The sequence below is a fragment of the uncultured Duncaniella sp. genome (assembly GCF_910577345.1).
In the GTDB taxonomy this organism is placed as follows: Bacteria; Bacteroidota; Bacteroidia; order Bacteroidales; family Muribaculaceae; genus Duncaniella.
In genome coordinates this window covers 21375-39187 of record NZ_CAJTMT010000009.1, presented here as the reverse complement: position 1 = coordinate 39187, position 17813 = coordinate 21375, and the positions used below count along the sequence as shown (strand labels likewise).

Sequence of the window (17813 nt, the reverse complement as noted above, 5' to 3'; positions counted from 1 at the left end):
ATTGAATCAGGAGTTTGGATCAGACGAAGAGCCATCGGGAAGAACCTTCTTCGCGTCAGTGTTCTTATCAAGAGTTGTTAGCAGGACAATCGGCACCTGAGGAACAACCTTGTCCTGCCATCCGTTAAAATGGATTATCACCTCATGCACTTTGAGCAGCATGTCATGGAATGCGGTCTCGAGGCTCTGCTTGAGAGTGAAGAGCTCACGTTTGTCGGAACCGCTGTTATTTGACTGCGACTTGCCCGGCGTAGCCCCCACAAGATTAGGATGGATGTTGGTACCATAGCAGACAGTGTTGGCAGCTTCCTGAATATCCTCAGACCAATCACCTCCCTCCTTTCCGGAATCAACCACATTGATACGGACCATGCGCTGCTCCTTTCCGTAGCTGTCGATATAATAGCCGGTGATCCATACCTTACCGCTGTTCTCGACACCGGTTACAAAATCACGTATCTTGCGTTTTTCTTCGACCTGCATAGCCTTGATGTCCTCAGGATCCACCAGCCCACGCTCCTCAACGAGTGATGACCAGTAGTCACGATGAATCTCAACCTGATAGCGGACAGAAGCATGATTGCGTATCTTGGCCTTTTTGCCTTTGCCGATGAGACGCTTTATATCAAACCAATCACCACGGAACAGTGAGGTATAGTAAGGGGTTGGATAATAACGTTGCCCAGGGGTAGGAAAGCGCATGACTATGGCGAACTTACGGTCAGTGGTACGCTCTCGTGTCACCCCGTCGACTCCGGGTGCCTTACCCAACAGGACCTCCAGATGTCCGAGCGGATCCTTTTCATTAAGGAGCGTGATAACCTCTACCTCCTTACGGGACAGCGACCCGGCCTTTCGCCAGTTGGCATAGAAAACATGGTTGATGCGTCCCTTGCGGTCTGCCTTTTCAAAACGGCAGTAACATGCGTCCTTATGACGGACCTGTACAATCTTTTTACCGGCACGATCGAGGATAATTACTGCCACGGCAAAGAAATAAAACTTCATATCCGTGCATTGCTCCAAGAAAAACTCATTCATGGAATTATGCAGCATGAAGCTCCTGATGTCACGGTCCGAGGAGGGTTCCTTTGTCGCCGGATCAACATAACGTAAGCCGGAACCATACGCCGTAAGGATATTGAAAAAGAGGTTCTGAGAAAGTACCTCGTCGGATCCGATGTTCCTTATCAAATCGAAAGGGAGTGTATCAGAGGAACCGAACGGAATGTACTTCAATCCCTCGTAACCCGGAACCGGTTTTGAGTCAATAGCCGATCCATCCTCGTCAAAAACGATGGATGAATCAGAGACCTCCGCAAGAGCATTAGCCTCAGGAACAGAGACGGTGAAGATTTCACCGCCGGCATAGAAAGGGGTCTGTGCCCCCCGGTTGTCATCTGATGATTTCATGTCCGTTTATCTCAAAAAGTGTTATATCCCTAAATTCCCTCGGCAGTCTGCTTGATGGAATGAAGATTCGGTGGGTTCCTTTACGCCAGTGTCCGCCGGTGCAGATGACTCCTTTGTAAACGATGATGTCACCGGTGCTGAGTTTCCAGACCTTAAGGTCAACCGGTATTCCGGATTCAAGGAGGGCTATGGCATCACGCCAATGGATACATTTTGCAGGTCTATTCATAGGTCAGGTCGAATGTATTGTCAAAAATTCTATAAGGCTCAGGCGATACAAAATCTGTCGAGACAAGTGAAGCCTTACGGTATGTGAAAGAGAATGACGGGATGGTGTCATCCGCATTATCAGTTTTCACATCACAATCGGTTATGGTCAGTCGTTCCCCCGGAGTACCGTCAGAACGAAGCAGGAACACGGCCGATGAACGGGCAAGGTCGCGGGCGAGACGGTCACTTCCATGGCGCATCGGGCCTGTGGAAGCCTTGTAGGTGATTACTTCGTCAAGGTCATAATTAAGGAAACGGCCGTTGACCATGGCGGACGAACGAGTGAAAGCTACATCCGTTTCCTTCTCACCACAAAGGAAGATTGTCTCCCAGCAGTTGAAAGCATTGCGGAATATTATAGCAGGGTCATGCTGCGGAGGGTCCATCAGTACACGGTAACGTTGACATCGGGATCCGCAGTGAACGACGAACCCGATAAGCTCTCCCACCGCGAAGTCATTGAACCTGATTGGAGAAACATTGTAATAATGAATTTCCTTGGAACCATCGGCAGGAATCAGGCCATCAAACTCCTTGGAGACAACCGCCCCGTCGTAAGACAGATATGAAGCCGTCACTGTCAACGGTAAGGCTTCAGGATTATAGACAGACAGGCACTCATGACGGCCGACAGCAGTATCACGTTCACCAGTCACGGATGTCATGAACCGGTTTGCAAGAAATGAATCAGCGGAAAACTCCACAGCGACACGGCACCTGAAAGCCTTGAATCCGGCCACCGGTTCTGAATCTATCTCGATGCTGAAATCAACCGGGCCGTCATCTCCTATCACATCGTCAAGGATTCGGTTCAGACCATAGACCGTAACAGTGCCATCGAGAGCAGGATAATACAGCGTATCGAGCAGCACAGTTCCGGCGGAATCCAATAGACGGAATCCGGTTTCCGTACGGTCTGCCCTGAAAGCAAACTCGCACAGTTCCGAAGTGAACATTTGAGGGTGTATCGAAGTGAGTACTGTGACTGCCATTGCACGTTGTGATTATGCAGCAAAGGTAGAGTCAACAGACATTGAATAAAAAGACAAGGCCAAAGGCCATGTCCAAGAAAAAAACATTACCGCTGTGGGCGAAAGCCCCTGTCCTGTCGGCACCGAAAAGGCTCACGGCCAGGCACATCGCATGGCCGGGATTGAGGTGCCGACAGGGATTTCCAAAGAAATCCCACTCATCCGCGCCTAAAACCCTTAACAAATAGGGTTTTAGGCGCGCGAAATCCCGCTTTTCAAGCGGGTCTGACGAAGCTCAGCCCCCACTGCCCTACGCAAAACCGCTCGGATGCAAGTAATTACCAGCGGAATATGTAGTGGACATTTTGACCAATAAACAAACTTTTTTGGTCAAAATATCCAAAATTCCCAACACAAAAAGGAGGCAGTAATTACCACCTCCCACGGTCAGATTACCATGTATCAATTAAATTTTACCTTCATCCGCATAGCTATAATAGGCTTTTGGGTCAGGAGTAATTATTATGTGGTCCAACACTTTCATTTCAAACAGAGCGGCTGCACTGACAATCTTCTTAGTCAAATTATCATCCATGCAACTTGGTCTCCTATTACCCGATGGATGGTTGTGGCAAAGCATGATGGATTCTGCCTTGGCGGTCAGAGCGCCACTTAACAATATTTTAATGTCGACCACGGTCGAAGCCGTGCCACCTATTGAAACCGTATGAATGCCAATCAGTTTATTAGCCCTATTGAGATAGGCGACTTTAAAAAATTCCTGCATTCCTATTTCTCCATCATCATAACTATTGCGGAAAGCCTTAAAAGCATCCTTGGAACATTTAAGTTGTGGCATGTCATAGTTATCGGAAACATAAATCATTTTAACGATAGGAATATTATAAGATTTCATAAAGAGATACACTAAGATTAATAAACGGATGTCATACGGTTGTTAAGAGATGTCGCGAGGTTCAGCGCATCGCGTTCGGTCAGTTCAAGAGCCTCAAAAGAATAGTCCTTGGAATCAATCACGAGCCAATGAGATGCGTTCCCGCTCTGTATCGGCTTAGTGTAGAAACGCGCATCTCTTTTGCGGATGCGAGGAAATATTACTTCCTCGGCCTTATCCACTTCAGCACATTTCTTAGGTTCAAGCGCAGCCATCGCGTCAATGTAAGCGTAATATTCATTAAGTTCATCGGTGATGGCCAGTTCGTGTAAATACTCCTCAATCTCACGGTCATTGTCATAATCAGGCATATCATAGCCCTCGACAGAATAACGATGGTCAATTTCATTCACCAGAGAGCAATCATCGTCAAAATCCGACATATAAGACTTATCAAGATTGGAAGAGCGGTGAGAACCTTTTACAAATTCTGAATTGCTGCTTTCGGTTGGGAGAACTGAGGATGAAAAAATAGAAGTTGTCATAATCGTATAAGTTAAAGTTGTTTGACTTTTCAATCTTGTTTTCGCGTTTGAGTTACCTTTTACACTGCCCGGAAAGTGCCATTCACACGTCCGGAGACAAGGATCCGCCGCCAAAAAACTACCCGTAAGGGCTGGAGTTTTTGGCGGCGGACTGCGTATATCCTTGGCGCAAGGGGGAATGGCATTAACTTTGCGGCGTAAAAGGACGAAGGCGGGAACAAGATTCAAAAGCCGGACAACGGCATACGATGACAACATCCATTTTCCTCAGTTCTCCCAACCGAAAGCAGCAATTCAGATAAGACTAAATAACATACACCTCTCCCTGCCGAATCAGGGGCATAACATCAGAATGACGATGTTACCGAAACAATAGATGTCGAGCGTGGATGATTCTCACAGCCGATACAGAGTGTATCAAAAGCATCGGAACCGTCAGTTCTGTTCTCAAGCAGGTTCTCCTCAGTCTCGCCAAGCTTCTCGCCTCGCTTGTCCTTCTTACCATTGTAGACCCCGGCGGTCTGAATTGAAATCAGAAGATCCTCGTTGTTCTCACGGTTTATCATTGGCATGAGCTTTGCCTGACCGGCGAACATACGGTTGATAAGGAGATGCTTCACCATCTGGTTCATCGCAGGACCGATGTCAACCAAAGTCACCATCCAACCGTTAGCGCGGAAAGCATTGTGGATGACATTCATGAATGTTGTATCGTCTACGGCATACGCGCCCTGTTTGGCGGTATTGTCGAAATAGAACACCACACGTTTGTTGGCATGATAACGGTAATACTTGCAGAAATCACCCACGAGCTCCTTCAGCTTACGCTCATACTTCACAAAGAAGGATTTAAGGACAAACAGTTTCCGACCTCTTGGCTGACCGGCCACAAGCCAGTTGATATTTGCATTGTAGTCAAAGGCCACACAGATAGGCTTCTTCGGGTCAACGTCAGCATCCATGAGCGACGACTGATCCTTCAGCTTATCGAAATCGTACTCACAATTATCGAGGTGAGAGAAGTTTGTAGCCGAATACTTGTGAGCCTCCGTCATCGAGGAATAGAAACCGTCGCGGGCGATGCCTATGCGCTTGCACAGTACCGAGGTCTGAAAGGTCAGAGGGGGAAGATCGCGCTTTAGCTGCCGGATGAAAGCCTCACCGAGCACGACAAGATTGTCAATCGTGGATACCTCACGGTAATCTACGGCCACATGACGGAGACGGCACAGGTCGCGGTTAAGACTCTTGTAATGGTCACGCAGATATGGCGGAGGATTGATACCTTTGGCTCGAAGTTCCCTGACCTTTTTATTGATTGCATTGATCTCATAGACCAGTCCGCGTATAAGCTCGATGACCTCAGGGTCGCATTTCTTATCATAGTCAAGGAACCAGGAGCCTTTTTTTGTGACAGGCATATCGGACGATATGAGCATGGAATGATGAAAGAAATGCTTACCGAAATGCTGACGATTGCCACGGAGGGCAGGAAGGGTCTCATCCTTGAACTGCTCGAAGTCGATAAATTTAGCCTCGTCGACATCGAGAGCATCGTAGGATTGCGAGTTCGATGTACCTGAACGGTCCTGAGAGATTATATATCCGACGGAACCATTGCAGAAAGCGAGGACATTCTCATAGTTCTGCACCGGGAAGATGGGTTCTTTCCATCCCCATGCCTTCGGAGGTTTGATACCGATACTCCAATGGATATTGCGCTTAAGTCCCCAGTTCTCCCAGTGGACAAGCATTGACGGCAGAGTGTTCGTAAGGGCGCGCTTACCATTCGCGGAAACAATACCCGTGATAGATCCGGGCATACGCTCAAAATTGCGCCGGTTCCAGAGTGCGTGGACCATACCCTTGCCGAAGGCACGTCCGGCAACGAGAATAGTCAGACGCGCCTGGACCACGGTCATCAGGTCCCACTGCACGTCGTTAAGATAGACTTCCTTATCCTGCATCTCCATGGTGTGGCAAAGGTCTGAACAGTTCATCCATATTTGCATCGATGTCCTCGAATTCGACATCGACAGTCTCTTCGGTCCAATACTTATCCTTCATCGCCCTTACCTTCTCACGGGCATTGGGAACACGCTTGATACCGATGACCTCAGGATTATCGGTAAACACAAGCTTAAGCGGAACAAGCTTATCAAGAACATTGATACGTTCATCCTCCTTGTCGAGCTGCATATATTTCGCATATTTGTCAGCAGCCTTGATCATAGCTTCAGGATTATTCTGAAGCTCTGCAAGCTCAATGGCACGGTTGATGACGGTCAGGAACCGGTGTCGGTGGTAATCTTTCGTGGTACGTTCAAGATTACCAAGGAGAACCTTGACGAGCTTAAGGTCATTGCGTGCCTGTGAATCACCCAGACTGTAGCGTGAACGCAGTAAGGCTACGATGTCCCTGTCCTTCTTGTTCGGGAAAGAGATCCAGTAATTATAAACGTCCCTAAGCCTCAGAAGATGCGAGATGGAAGCTTCCGGAAGTCCGGCAGCCTCCATCTTGTTACGATCTGAAAAAAGATGAGTCTCAGCTATATCGATTATGGCAGGTAATGGCATAAATGTCAAAAATCTTCGTCGGCAGTCATTTCACGGAGATAAGTCCCAGTGAGCTGAACGGCCAAAGGTGAACCGACCCGGGCAAACTCTATCTCCTGACGGCGCAGCATGTGGGCCGTCTGAGCCTTTGCCTTGAGATATGCGCGCCGGACATCGGAAGAAGAGTCCGAAAGAGCCAGCCTTAACTCATCCTCCCCGATGTCAAGGAGAGCAGCCATCTCCGAAACCGGAGTAAGATCCGCAGCATATTCGGCAATCTTATCAATCATTTCCTTTGAGAAGCACATCTACAGGCAAAGAGTTTTCGGCGAGACTGTCAAAGCCGAGCCGGAGGTTATAAAACGTAAAAGAATCTGTCGTGATGATTCCGGCCTCATAACGGTCGCCACGGGTCTGATTCTGAGAAGTCACGACAGCGACATTGAAGGTGTCGTTGAAGACAAGCACGATCTTGGAATGATTCTGGCAGAGCGCCACGCTGTCGAATACTCCCCTGATGAAATGATACAGTGAGGCAGTCTTGCGCGCAGCGCGGAGATCGCAGAAAAGTGAGCAGCTTCTGACCTTCCCCGATTTCCGGAGCCGGACCAGATGCCGGAGGAACTCTTCAGAAGTAGAAAAGGTCGAGATCATCACGTCAGCGGGGCCGGTCTGACCGAGAATCCATTCAATGATTCCGGCAAGCTGAATGCTGTTAGAGAAATACGGCTGCACCGGACATTTTTCCAAACCCACCAGACCGGCCGTTGCATTGGATTTTGCCATATCAGTTCATGACGATACCGAGTTGCGACAGCTCCGCCTCCTGTGCCGGAGAGAAGCCACCTCCGAGGGCACGGACCGTATCAACTGCATCCTGAATCTTGGAGCGTAACACTGCAGACTTCTCATCAGCCGGATCCAAGGCCACAAGAGTCTTTTTTGTGGCTGATACCGTTTTCCGTGCAGCTCCGATCTTCCGGGCGATGTCGACAGCCGGAGCGGATTCAGTCGCTTCACCAGTGGGAGCATCGGTGTCAGCTTCTTCGGCAGGAACATCGTCGGCCACGTCTTCTACCGGGAGAGCGGAATCAGGGACGGAAGCCGGCTCCAACGATTCCGGTTCAGATGCCGGCGCAACGACATAAGCATCGTAACGGGCAAGATTGGAGCGATAGGTCCGGTCAAGTTCCTCCAAAATACGTAATTTCTCATAACGGTCACAGGGAGCCATTTCCGACATGCCCTTAAGCTCATTGAACAGGAGGACAATACGGCGATAACGTTCAGCATTGGAGTCCCACAGCTCCTTGATTCCATCCGGAAGGGAGTCATGGTCGAAACGACGACCACGGGCCACTGTCGCTTCAGGCAGTTCATCGTCTGTTGAAATGGGATGCAACTGTTCGACTGTCTCTGCAGCCTTCGGCATGACCTCGGACTCAAGACGCACGATGTCCGCAACGGCCATCTTGTCGAGACGGATACGGAGGAATTTACGCAGCTCATACTCCAGTTTAGGCATGTACTTCTGAGGCTTGCTTATCACAGAGTTGTAGAGGGCGCGGTTCCGTGAGAGCTGAAGATATAATGTCGCACCGGCCATGATGTCACGCTCCGGAGCGGGAGTGTTCAGCCACTCCTGGATTTTTCGGGTTAAAGCAGGGTCTAATTTATTCATAATGCGAGTAAAAAAGGCGCAACGCGCAAGCAGTCTGCATTGCGGTTGCGCCGGGAATTAAATCATGAAAGCAGAAAAGATCAAGGTTCAGCAGCTTCAAGAGTATTTGTGGCACAGTTGTAGACACCTTTCTCTGTCAGCACCTTGCCGGTATAGAACGGAGCGGGACAGACATCCGACACAGTCGCGGTGAATGTGGTTCCAGATGAATCTGTCACGGCCTGACCTGAATCCTGTGCGGGCTGAGTGTCAGTCTCCATCATCTCATTGCCCACTACACGCCATCGGCCATCGCGCTGCTGCACAAGCCAGATGAAGTCGTCATTGATGACCATACGGGAGAAGCCGGTCACTTCGGGACCAGTGGATGGATGGAAGAGGACAGCCGTGATAAGGTACGACTTTGAAGCCCCCTCACCCTGCGGATCCGACTTGACGTTGGAGGATGAAGAAAGAATGTCCATGAAAAGGAATTTCTTATCCGCCGCGAGCACGAAGTCACCGTCGTAGGTGGCTATAGAGGACATCGTCGCGTCCTTCGCATCAAGATCAGGGAGTTTCGGGAATGACACAATATGCGTTTTGGGAATGCCCAGCACCTTAGGGCGGATGCCCGGAAGGGAGTTCTGTCCTTTGCAATGCTTGAGGCTCTCATAGAGATCCGCAGCGGTACAATCTGAATTAGGTAACATGATTAATCATTTTAAGAGATTGGACATTATGCGGTGGCGAGCTTACCGACAAGGAGACGTTCGGGACTGATGCTCTCATAGTTGGTACCGAAGAACATTGTAGCAATGAAGGAAAGGAGGAACTCATGATGCTTCTCGACTGTGATGTTCTCGACACCGCCCATCTGGTCGGTACCGATAAGCATGTTCTGTTTGGTTGAGAGCTGGATGAACGGCGACTTCGCCTTACCGGCAAAGGGAACGAGGCGGATGTTGTCGAAGCCCTCGATGACAGTCTGATTGAACTTGTCATAGATGGGTGAATGACCTGTTGTAGCCTTGTAGTCATCGCGATAAGCATAGACGATGCTGCGGGGAACAAAGAGATTGAGACCGGAACCCTTAGAGTCACCGCCATCCTCACATTCGAGGAGTTCATCTGAAGCTGCACGGCAGAACGCCACGAGCAGATCGACGGCATTTGTCGAATCGATGGCATCGGTAAACTCAAAGAGGTTGCCATTTGCAACGGAGATGTTTCCATCAGTGATCTCCTTGGCGGTGATAGTGTCGATACCGTCGAAAAGGTCGACTGTCCTTTTACCCTTATCGTTAACCTTTGCATCGAAAAGGTGTTTGGCAAAGGATTTGCCAATCTTCGCAGCAAGAAAGGAAAGGATCTGCAATACGATGGGGACATTTTTCAGGCCCTCTCCCTTTGTGATTGAGGATCCATAGATGGTCTGATAGACTGTGTTCGGGTCAAAACGCTTCACGGCACTACCGAAATGGGTGTAAAGCGTACGGCCTGCGATGCCGATGTCTTCATTGTCGACACGGTAAGGATCATGGGGGCCGATTTCCATATCTCCTGAAAGCTGTCCGACAGTCTCACCGTAGCGAATACCCGTACGGATGGAGAAGAAGCGCAATGCCGGACCGAGGGCAAGCATGGGCATCTTGAGAAGTTCCGTGCGGAACTTAGCAGCCGAGGTGGCAAGCTCCTGGGGAGTGACAATTGTCTTGGCTCCGGGGGTGATGTTTTCCTGAGGCATCAGAGAATAGCTTTTAAATCGTTGAACACTGCCGAGGCAGAGAAGTCGGTTTTGTCGCCGGTCTCATCCTCGATGTCATTTGTCTCGTCGCCGGGAGCCTTCTTGAGGGCTTCCACCTGGGCTGTAAGATCCGAGATCTTTTCGTCACGCTTCTTGATGGTGTCATCTTTCTCGCCAACAGAGGATTCAAGCTCTGCGATGCGGTTGCTGACACGCTCCATCTGCTCTGCGGTAAGGGTGACATCCCCGTCATTGTCCGGAGTGATTGTCTCCAGTGCAAGAAAAGAGCAGAGCGCTTTGAAAGAGTGGTTTGTTTTCTTCATTTGTTTGGAATCTGATTGGTTGTCTTCAGCCGGTGACTTTTCCGTATCACCGAAAATCGAATTGACTATACGGGACAAAAGTCCTGATGACTCCTTTTCTGGTTCAGGAGCATGGTGGTCATCCACAGCTTCGGGTTCGAGGCCAAGGGTGGGAAGCCCGATGGCATTGAACTTCGTCTTCAGCTCCGGAGTGAAATTGATCTTTGTTCCCCCGTCCGTTTCAGAAATCTCATCAATGAAGCCGAGTTCCTTGGCCTCCTGAGCAGAGAGCCAGCGTCCGGCCTTCAGAATGTCAAGGATTTCCGAAACCTTCTTGCCACAGCGGTTTGCATACATGTTGGCAAGCACCACATCGATCTTGTCGTTTTCCTTCTTGTTGGCCGTAAGGTCATCAATGAGCTTCTGCATCTGGTCAGCATTGTAAGAGCCCCATGCGTCAATGAAATTCGAGCATTTATGCACAAGGAACATGGCATATTTGCTCATTACCACACGCTTGGCTCCCATAGCGACCACTGTTGCGGACGAAGCGACGAAACCGGAAAGATAGACGGTGACATCTCCATGGTCGATAAACTGCTGACGGATGTCCAGTCCATGGTCGAGGTCTCCCCCAAGGGATGTAATCTTTACATCGACATGCTTTCCCTTATAAGAGGAAAGGATGTTGCGGACATACTGTTTCGAGTAACACCAGCGCCCTATATAGTCATCAATGGTAAGCTGATAATTCATAAAATCAATAATTTACCGCGAAATTACCGAGGCATTACCGAGGATAAAAAGACGCGGGAAATGACCTCCGGACATCAGAACCGGGCATAAAAGGCAAAAAAAGCCACCATCCTCCCGGACAGTGGCCTCCTCTAATCAAACTGGTATTTTTAAACCTTAACTTATACCGATTATAGGTTTGATAACATGAAAAATCTACGGATTACAAAATTATGGCAGAAACTAATCAAGGATCCTGAGCAGTCCGAGGGTTGATGACCATTGGGCAGTCAGACGGTAGCCGGAAGGCTCCGACATCTTAGCCGGAAGTGAGCTGACGGAGGTCACGATCGGAAAGGGAGGTTCGGATGTGCCGAGCAGGAAGCGCTCACCCTGCAAAGTAGTCATGAGGAAAGCAAGAGGACGGTTCGCAGGGTCAAAGTCCTCCGACAGGAGGCATGTGAGTACCGAAGTGAACACCGGGACACGGTCTTCGGTGACCGATGAGATCTCGCACCCCCCAAGACCTACGAGCTTCAAGGGAATAAAATTGAAATCATCCCCAAGGAAAATGCCCATACCGGGAATGACGGTAATGTCCTGAAGAATCCTGGCATCAATGTATGACACCTTGACTATATTGCGTAAGAGCTGTTTCATCTATCTTGTGTGGAGTTGTGCGAGTTTGTGCAGAGTTGTGTGAAGTTGTGCGGAGTTGTGCGAGGTTGTGCGCATTTCCTGAAAAGTGACGCGATTGTAGCTAACTTTTCCGTGAACTTTTTTTGAGATTTATCCCCTTTGCCCGGTAATTCTTTCGCATACGGTAGTAACATTGCCGGACCGTTTCAATCTGGTCGATCTCTATGCCGTGCCCCTCACACCAGGCAGCGATGAGAGAGTTGAGGCCGACGGGAGAATCACGGAGCGGTGAGATGTCGGACCAAAGCGAACGGAGAAACAGATCCTTCACTGCCTCCTGCACTGCCCGCTTGCCACGGGAACCTATATAATTGAACTGTTCCGGAGGCTTCGAGACAGAGTCAGGAATAACTATGGGCGTAGCACCATCGGCCATGACATCAGGCACAGCTCCGGTCGGCAGTTTCTGAAGGAAAGCACGGATGATGGCATTTTCATTGGATGACTGCGGAAAGGCCACAGGACAGCCGAGATGATGCCGGATGAACTGCGACAGATATTTCGGTAGATTGATATAAATAACAAAACGGCTCATAGTTAATTGATTGAGGCTGTAAAATTACAAAGAATCCGCAAAATAGCCAAGAAATTACCTCGATTTACCTAATTTAAAAATTAGATATTTAAAAAGTAGGAATGTATATTTTCCGTTCTACATTGTCTACAAATCCAACAAAGAAGATAACTATTTATTAACCAATAAAATATAAAATCTACAAATGTAGAAAGAATCCTATTTTTACCCCTGAAAATGTATAATTTGTAGAATGCATTCCGGGAAAATCCACAAATGTATACAAATGTAGAATGATGTAAACAGCGTTCTACAAGCTAAAATACTGATATATTGCAATGTAGAAAATGTAGACAATGTAGAATGAAATATAGCTTGACTTTTTTCGCTTTTTGTTTTTAAAAAAAAGAAGACAACCGATGAAAAAACATGGCTGCCTCCTTCTTTTGGAATAGATATGTGGATTGTCGCTATGACTCAGTATAAGGGATCCTGCGCATCGACCAATCGTTTACCTGGACAGTACTGAAATGCAGTCTGTAACCAAGGAAGAGCATTACCTTGGTGATTTCGTTCCGTTCAAGTATTACGTTTGCCTCAAGTTCCATGGCGATCTCCTGAGACGTCATATTCGTATCGACATCCACAGGTGGTATAATCGGACGGTAGTCCATGAGGAACATAGCCAGCACCGGGGCCATCGGAGATAGACCGCAATTTACCGGGTCATTGATGACCGCCTGAATCTTCTCTTCGTAGGTCATGGCTTTGTTCTCATCAGCGGTTGAAGGTTTCATTTCTCACCTCCTTTCCGGTTTTGAGTGGCAAGCCTCTCTGCAATAATGGCGTCTGCAGATTTGATGGTTGAGATTTGTGTTCCATATCCCCATACAGGCTCTTGACCTATAATTTCCAGCTTTGAATTGAGCCAAACACGGTAAACGTATGGAGATTTGTGAGACCTTCTTGCAATTTTGAGAGTCTTGGACAAATGGTTTGTATGTTGCTCCCAAAAAGCTTTAATAGTTTCGTTCATGCCTGACCTCCTTTCATGTCGACGGAGATATTGATTGTTCCGCCCTCGAGGTGGATTTCAAAGGTGTTGCCGGAAAGGCCGAGGATGACCTTGTCCTGTGCATTGCAGATTGCGTCGGCGAGTTCCGTGAGGATACCGCGTACTTTTTCAGAGGCCACTCGGCCAGTTTGTTTGTTCTTTTTCATACGTTCATGTGGTTTAGCTTATAGACAGAGAAAACGGCTGTCATATCCCGTCGCTAAACCACATGAACGTTGCTCCAATGAGCTAAGTAAATGTTTGGATATGGCAGCCGTATGGCTATAGTATGGACATAAAAAATGCCCGAATATCTTCGAGCCTCTAACCTTGGCTCATAGGAGTCGGCAAACGACCATGTGGTTTAGCACTGCAAAACTAATACAAAGCGGTGATATTACCAAATAATTTTTGCAAGAAGTCTAATTTTTATTTTTTCACAGCTGTACCACTGGCAACATAAGTCCCATTTTTCTCTTGTACAGAAAATCCGATAATACAATTAGCTCCCACTTCCTTAGCTTTTTTTGTTAATGCTATTGCGGTCTGGTATGCAGAAGTTGAATGATATTCTCCGTAAGTTTTGGCGTATTTAATTTTAACCCCGGGATAATAATATATGTCATCTGTATCAATACCACCAGTAGGCTTCACATCAGTTTGTTTGTCGGAAATCACAGAATAACCACTTCGAGCAGATGAATAAATCTCACCCAAAAGTATGTAATCAAATGCTACAACCTCATTAGTGTATAACTCTAATCCAGATTCTTGTGCTATCTGATGCAGATCGATGTAAAAGATGTCTTCTTGGTATTCAGGGAGTGAGACAATTTGTATGGGTCGACAGCCTGTCAGCAAAACTACAAATGAAATGACGATAGGAAGAAAATACTTTTTCATTAGAAAATTTATCATAATTTAGTCATTAAACATTTCAAAGAAATCACGTTCATTTATAATTTCAATATCGCATCCTTTTTCCTTGTACTGAGCAGCTTTCTTCATCTTGCCACTCAATCCGGATTCACCCACGACTCTCAGATCCTGATCACCGACTACAAGATAATTCGTTTCCTGAGTCAATCTGTCCGGAGCAAGTCCACCGACCTCTACAACCATGCCCCTTGCAGTATTGCGAGGCATACGTTGCAGCTTCCCGGTAAATACCACGGTCTTTCCACAGAAAGGATTGTTGACATCCTCGATGACATTAATACTTGATGCGTCAAAAGTTTTGTCATACCGTGTTTTCATACATTTTGATACAACGAACTCTTCATTTGAAAGAGAACCGAATTTAATCCTATTTTCCGCAGCATAGGTCTTAATATCCGATTGGTCACTTTCTGAGAGGGCTTTTACCACCAAATCACTCCATCGTATTGCGATTTCGACAGGTTCTGAATCAAGGATAGTGTCTTTATAATGTTTGAAATTAAGGAAATCAAAACTGTAAGACACTTCGTCCCATGCACGTCTCAAGATTGATTTTGCATTACAATATTCAAATTTATCAAACTTAATGTCGAGTCTATTAAGTGTATTCCATAGCGTTCGTGCGCTATTACCATCGGCCGATGAAAGGATAGTATCGTACTTATTCAATATATCCTGAACTTTCGGCCATTCAGTATCAAATGTCGGGAAAGAAAGGACTTTATTTTCCGAAATGCCCGACATTACAAATAAGAAAGGTGCTTTAGGATCAAAGAAAAATTCGATTGGTTCCTGACGATTGCCTTCAACCACCGGCACTAAAATAAGATGACAAACTGAGTCACGATTTTCATTCACACTCTCAGCATGGAAAAGAAGAAAGGTTGGTTTCATATATCCAGTTTAAAATTTAGACTAAAATTAATACTGCAAATATACCTTCAAACTTCCACATTCGCAACACTAATGAATGAAAAAAGCCCACAGCTGAGAGCCGTGGGCGGGTTGTCCGGCCTTGACGGACAGTGTCAAATTAAACAAGGCTAATGTCAGATTGAATCGGCTGCGCGACGTATGCGGTCAGACAGATCACAGAGCGCGCCTTTGAGCTGCTTGGCCTCTTCCGGAGTAAAGCCTCCGGCGCCACCGTTGCCGTCGATACCGTCGAGCTTGTGATACAGCCACGAACTCGACTTGCCGAAATAGGTTCTTGCGATCTCACGCCATGAGATGGCAATGAGTATGTCGGACATTTTCTGTTTCACGTCCGAGATGATTGTTTTCTGCTGAATGACTGTTTCCATATCGTTGTTTTTATTTGAAGCCCTCCCCCTCATGGAGAGGGAGGTTAATGGGGTTCAAGGTAGGTCGGTGAGTTCGTCGACGATTTGCTGAATGTAGTAGAGCAACTGCGGATAACCGTTTGGGAAGCTCTTCCGATAGTTGCGGATGGCTCTGATCAGCTCCTCCTCTTTCTCTGAAAGTTTGATTTTTTCTTTTCGTTTTCTCATTGTGTTGCTTGTTTAATTTGACATCACAAATGTACTACGAATTTTCGTATTAAACAAATTTACAGGATAAAAAGATTACGAAAATTCGTATTTTAATAGTTTTAAATTAGGGTTGCTGCGGGTTGAGGCGTTCGGACCGCAATTTGTCAAGGGCCTCCTCGGCCTTCTTGCGCCGGATCCTGGCATCCTTCTCGTCAGCGATGGCGGAGTTGATTTTCTGCAGCAGTTCAAGCTCAGCCTCATTCTCCTTGATTTGCCGGTTGAGAGAACGGGAGAAGTAATTGTAAAGGGCCTCGTCACATTCCCTACGATAGTTTTTCACTATTTCTCTGGCACTCTCGGCAACGTTTTTTAGATTGACGGTAGACAACCATACAAAGATATATTCAAGGGGAAGGCAATACATTTCATACTGCTTGCCGTCGGACCTCAAGCCCCCAACTGAAGATAGGATATCATCCTCATATATTTTGTCTCGTTGGCGCTTGTAGTCTATTCCGAGCGCAGAGCAAATAGGTTTAATCGGTACGAAAATATTACCGTCAGATGTGACTTCGGCGAAAATTTCAACGCCATTGATTGTTGTAATGTGATTCAAAGCTGTTCTTTTTTCCTTCTGTTCGTTGCTCAATGTCGAGGGGTCGATTATAGGAAGGACAGTGGCCTTTACACTTGTCTTAATATAGTAATTCATATTTCCATATCCTCCGGAGGCCTTTACTTCACGGATTTGCAGCTGTAATAGATCCGGAGGCATGGCATCGCAGGAGCTACCTCGGTATTTAAACGTGTAACCAGGGAAGCGTATTTCTCCCCATTCATGCTTAGCCAAAATTTCACAGACGAGGTCTTTGACAGTATAGGGACTATCGAGAATAACATCGTAAGGAGCGGTCGCATCAGAACCGGTCGGACCGCATTGGATAAATTTCATCATATATACTAATTTAAAAAGATAATTTACTTGTGATTTCGAAAAGTTTGTCAAATATTTCGTTGACTTGTTTCATATATTCTTGAAAAACTCTTCGCCGAAAAGCCATTCAAAAACGGCTTCATCTCCGGCAAATATTTCACTATTGCCAAGCACAAGGGATATTTCCTTGACTTCGGCATATTTCGTTCTGATAGCTTCTCTCTGCTCCTCGCTCAGTGTCGCGGGATTGATGATAGGGTTCATATTTCTTCCATTTCGTCTATTGTGTATTGGCAATTCAAGGCATCTCTTTCAGAGATGTTGCTGCCGAGCCAATCCAACGCCTCGGGATGATGCAACTCGCCATCGCTGATTTCGCCACTATGGTTTTCGCAGAGGTCGTCAAGTTGTTTGTAGACTTCCTCAGGCACTTCACGTTCAAGCCATACATCATAGGTGCATGTAACTCGTATTGTTATTTTCTTTTTCATTGCTTATCTTTTGTTTTGTTAGTTTCAATTAGCTTTAATGCAGCCTCGATTCCGGCTGAGAGCGCGGATGCGTAGTCAATCCATTCGGGAATATAATAATGAGAGAATCTTTTCTTTGAGATATTCAGGATTGGTTGCTATTTTTAAGAATTGCAAGCCGGTTTGCCGTCTCCATACTCGATAATGACTCAATCCAGTCTGATAACGATAAGCGAGCGCGTGGTTTCTCCTCCTGCATATCATGTTCATTCCCCACTATTGTGAGATTACCAGCCATAGCGATGGAGAGTGAGGTGCAAGCACTGCCCCAATCAATAATGAAGTTTGAAAACACATGGTCCCAATGAATGCAAGCCAAGTGCGAACGGACAAGGATGAAGACAATATCATCCTCATAGATCTCATGTCCATTGCAGTCTTTATGGCCGGTGAACTGCCCAACGGATCGGGGCTGCACCTCACATTCATCATAACTGTCACGGTCATTCACCAATATGGCAGTACGTCTGCCATCCGAAGAGTGTACCAAATCACCATATAGCCACTCACCGGTATGGATGTCTTTGCCTCTAAATTTAAATGGTCTATTCATCTT

General features: G+C 46.9%; 26 protein-coding genes. All 26 read right to left on the bottom strand.

The features are described 5' to 3' along the window. Positions 1–6: 6 nt before the first annotated feature. A complete protein-coding gene (locus QZ310_RS05735; RefSeq protein ID WP_297071319.1) occupies positions 7–1413 on the bottom strand; it encodes a hypothetical protein in 1407 nt (468 codons plus the stop codon). Next, positions 1397–1642, bottom strand: a complete 246-nt coding sequence (locus tag QZ310_RS05730) for a maintenance system killer protein (protein WP_297071318.1) — start codon at positions 1640–1642, stop codon at positions 1397–1399. The genes QZ310_RS05735 and QZ310_RS05730 overlap by 17 nt, the downstream gene beginning before the upstream one ends. Then, positions 1635–2675, bottom strand: a complete 1041-nt coding sequence (locus tag QZ310_RS05725) for a hypothetical protein (protein ID WP_297071316.1) — start codon at positions 2673–2675, stop codon at positions 1635–1637. The genes QZ310_RS05730 and QZ310_RS05725 overlap by 8 nt, the downstream gene beginning before the upstream one ends. 445 nt (positions 2676–3120) lie before the next feature. Continuing rightward, positions 3121–3570 carry a JAB domain-containing protein gene (locus QZ310_RS05720; RefSeq protein WP_297071314.1) on the bottom strand — a complete coding sequence of 150 codons (450 nt, stop codon included), beginning with the start codon at positions 3568–3570 and terminating at the stop codon, positions 3121–3123. Positions 3571–3587: 17 nt separating this feature from the next. Continuing rightward, on the bottom strand, positions 3588–4094 hold the full coding sequence (locus QZ310_RS05715; protein WP_297071312.1) for a hypothetical protein: 507 nt from the start codon (positions 4092–4094) through the stop codon (positions 3588–3590). Positions 4095–4441: 347 nt separating this feature from the next. Then, the gene (locus QZ310_RS05710) at positions 4442–6094 is read right to left on the bottom strand and encodes a hypothetical protein (RefSeq protein ID WP_297071310.1); all 1653 of its coding nucleotides are present in this window, start codon (positions 6092–6094) and stop codon (positions 4442–4444) included. Further along, on the bottom strand, positions 6051–6671 hold the full coding sequence (locus QZ310_RS05705) for a hypothetical protein (RefSeq protein WP_297071308.1): 621 nt from the start codon (positions 6669–6671) through the stop codon (positions 6051–6053). Before QZ310_RS05705 ends, QZ310_RS05710 begins: the two co-directional genes overlap by 44 nt. A 5-nt stretch (positions 6672–6676) precedes the next feature. Continuing rightward, entirely contained in the window at positions 6677–6940 is a 264-nt protein-coding gene (locus QZ310_RS05700; RefSeq protein ID WP_297071305.1) for a hypothetical protein, read from the bottom strand. After that, positions 6933–7436: a C4-dicarboxylate ABC transporter gene (locus QZ310_RS05695; RefSeq protein WP_297071303.1), complete on the bottom strand. Its 504-nt coding sequence runs from the start codon at positions 7434–7436 to the stop codon at positions 6933–6935. Before QZ310_RS05695 ends, QZ310_RS05700 begins: the two co-directional genes overlap by 8 nt. Position 7437: 1 nt before the next feature. Continuing rightward, positions 7438–8331: a hypothetical protein gene (locus tag QZ310_RS05690; RefSeq protein ID WP_297071302.1), complete on the bottom strand. Its 894-nt coding sequence runs from the start codon at positions 8329–8331 to the stop codon at positions 7438–7440. Positions 8332–8411: 80 nt separating this feature from the next. Next, positions 8412–9023, bottom strand: a complete 612-nt coding sequence (locus QZ310_RS05685; RefSeq protein WP_297071299.1) for a hypothetical protein — start codon at positions 9021–9023, stop codon at positions 8412–8414. Positions 9024–9049: 26 nt separating this feature from the next. Continuing rightward, positions 9050–10057 carry a hypothetical protein gene (locus QZ310_RS05680; protein ID WP_297071297.1) on the bottom strand — a complete coding sequence of 336 codons (1008 nt, stop codon included), beginning with the start codon at positions 10055–10057 and terminating at the stop codon, positions 9050–9052. After that, the gene (locus QZ310_RS05675) at positions 10057–11115 is read right to left on the bottom strand and encodes a Clp protease ClpP (RefSeq protein WP_297071295.1); all 1059 of its coding nucleotides are present in this window, start codon (positions 11113–11115) and stop codon (positions 10057–10059) included. Before QZ310_RS05675 ends, QZ310_RS05680 begins: the two co-directional genes overlap by 1 nt. Positions 11116–11337: 222 nt before the next feature. Further along, positions 11338–11754, bottom strand: coding sequence for a hypothetical protein (locus tag QZ310_RS05670; RefSeq protein WP_297071293.1), 417 nt, complete (start codon positions 11752–11754; stop codon positions 11338–11340). A 100-nt stretch (positions 11755–11854) separates the two neighbouring features. Continuing rightward, complete coding sequence (locus tag QZ310_RS05665) at positions 11855–12328, bottom strand: hypothetical protein (RefSeq protein WP_297071292.1); 474 nt, start codon at positions 12326–12328, stop codon at positions 11855–11857. Between the two features lie 449 nt (positions 12329–12777). After that, complete coding sequence (locus QZ310_RS05660; RefSeq protein ID WP_297071290.1) at positions 12778–13104, bottom strand: hypothetical protein; 327 nt, start codon at positions 13102–13104, stop codon at positions 12778–12780. Beyond that, a complete protein-coding gene (locus QZ310_RS05655) occupies positions 13101–13343 on the bottom strand; it encodes a hypothetical protein (protein ID WP_297071288.1) in 243 nt (80 codons plus the stop codon). Before QZ310_RS05655 ends, QZ310_RS05660 begins: the two co-directional genes overlap by 4 nt. Continuing rightward, a complete protein-coding gene (locus tag QZ310_RS05650) occupies positions 13340–13528 on the bottom strand; it encodes a hypothetical protein (protein WP_297071287.1) in 189 nt (62 codons plus the stop codon). Before QZ310_RS05650 ends, QZ310_RS05655 begins: the two co-directional genes overlap by 4 nt. Positions 13529–13790: 262 nt before the next feature. Continuing rightward, the gene (locus tag QZ310_RS05645; protein ID WP_297071285.1) at positions 13791–14279 is read right to left on the bottom strand and encodes a hypothetical protein; all 489 of its coding nucleotides are present in this window, start codon (positions 14277–14279) and stop codon (positions 13791–13793) included. A gap of 3 nt (positions 14280–14282) precedes the next feature. Beyond that, on the bottom strand, positions 14283–15194 hold the full coding sequence (locus QZ310_RS05640) for a BRCT domain-containing protein (RefSeq protein WP_297071282.1): 912 nt from the start codon (positions 15192–15194) through the stop codon (positions 14283–14285). A gap of 155 nt (positions 15195–15349) precedes the next feature. Next, positions 15350–15604, bottom strand: a complete 255-nt coding sequence (locus tag QZ310_RS05635; protein ID WP_297071280.1) for a DUF5053 domain-containing protein — start codon at positions 15602–15604, stop codon at positions 15350–15352. Between the two features lie 54 nt (positions 15605–15658). Next, complete coding sequence (locus tag QZ310_RS05630) at positions 15659–15811, bottom strand: hypothetical protein (protein ID WP_297071278.1); 153 nt, start codon at positions 15809–15811, stop codon at positions 15659–15661. Positions 15812–15917: 106 nt separating this feature from the next. Beyond that, positions 15918–16505, bottom strand: a complete 588-nt coding sequence (locus QZ310_RS05625; protein ID WP_297071276.1) for a phage antirepressor N-terminal domain-containing protein — start codon at positions 16503–16505, stop codon at positions 15918–15920. 312 nt (positions 16506–16817) lie between these two features. Then, positions 16818–16991: a hypothetical protein gene (locus QZ310_RS05620; protein WP_297071274.1), complete on the bottom strand. Its 174-nt coding sequence runs from the start codon at positions 16989–16991 to the stop codon at positions 16818–16820. Beyond that, positions 16988–17218, bottom strand: a complete 231-nt coding sequence (locus tag QZ310_RS05615; protein WP_297071272.1) for a hypothetical protein — start codon at positions 17216–17218, stop codon at positions 16988–16990. Before QZ310_RS05615 ends, QZ310_RS05620 begins: the two co-directional genes overlap by 4 nt. Positions 17219–17342: 124 nt before the next feature. Beyond that, positions 17343–17810 (bottom strand): YopX family protein, encoded by a 468-nt coding sequence (locus tag QZ310_RS05610; RefSeq protein WP_297071270.1) that lies wholly within the window; start codon positions 17808–17810, stop codon positions 17343–17345. Between the last annotated feature and the right edge of the window lie 3 nt (positions 17811–17813).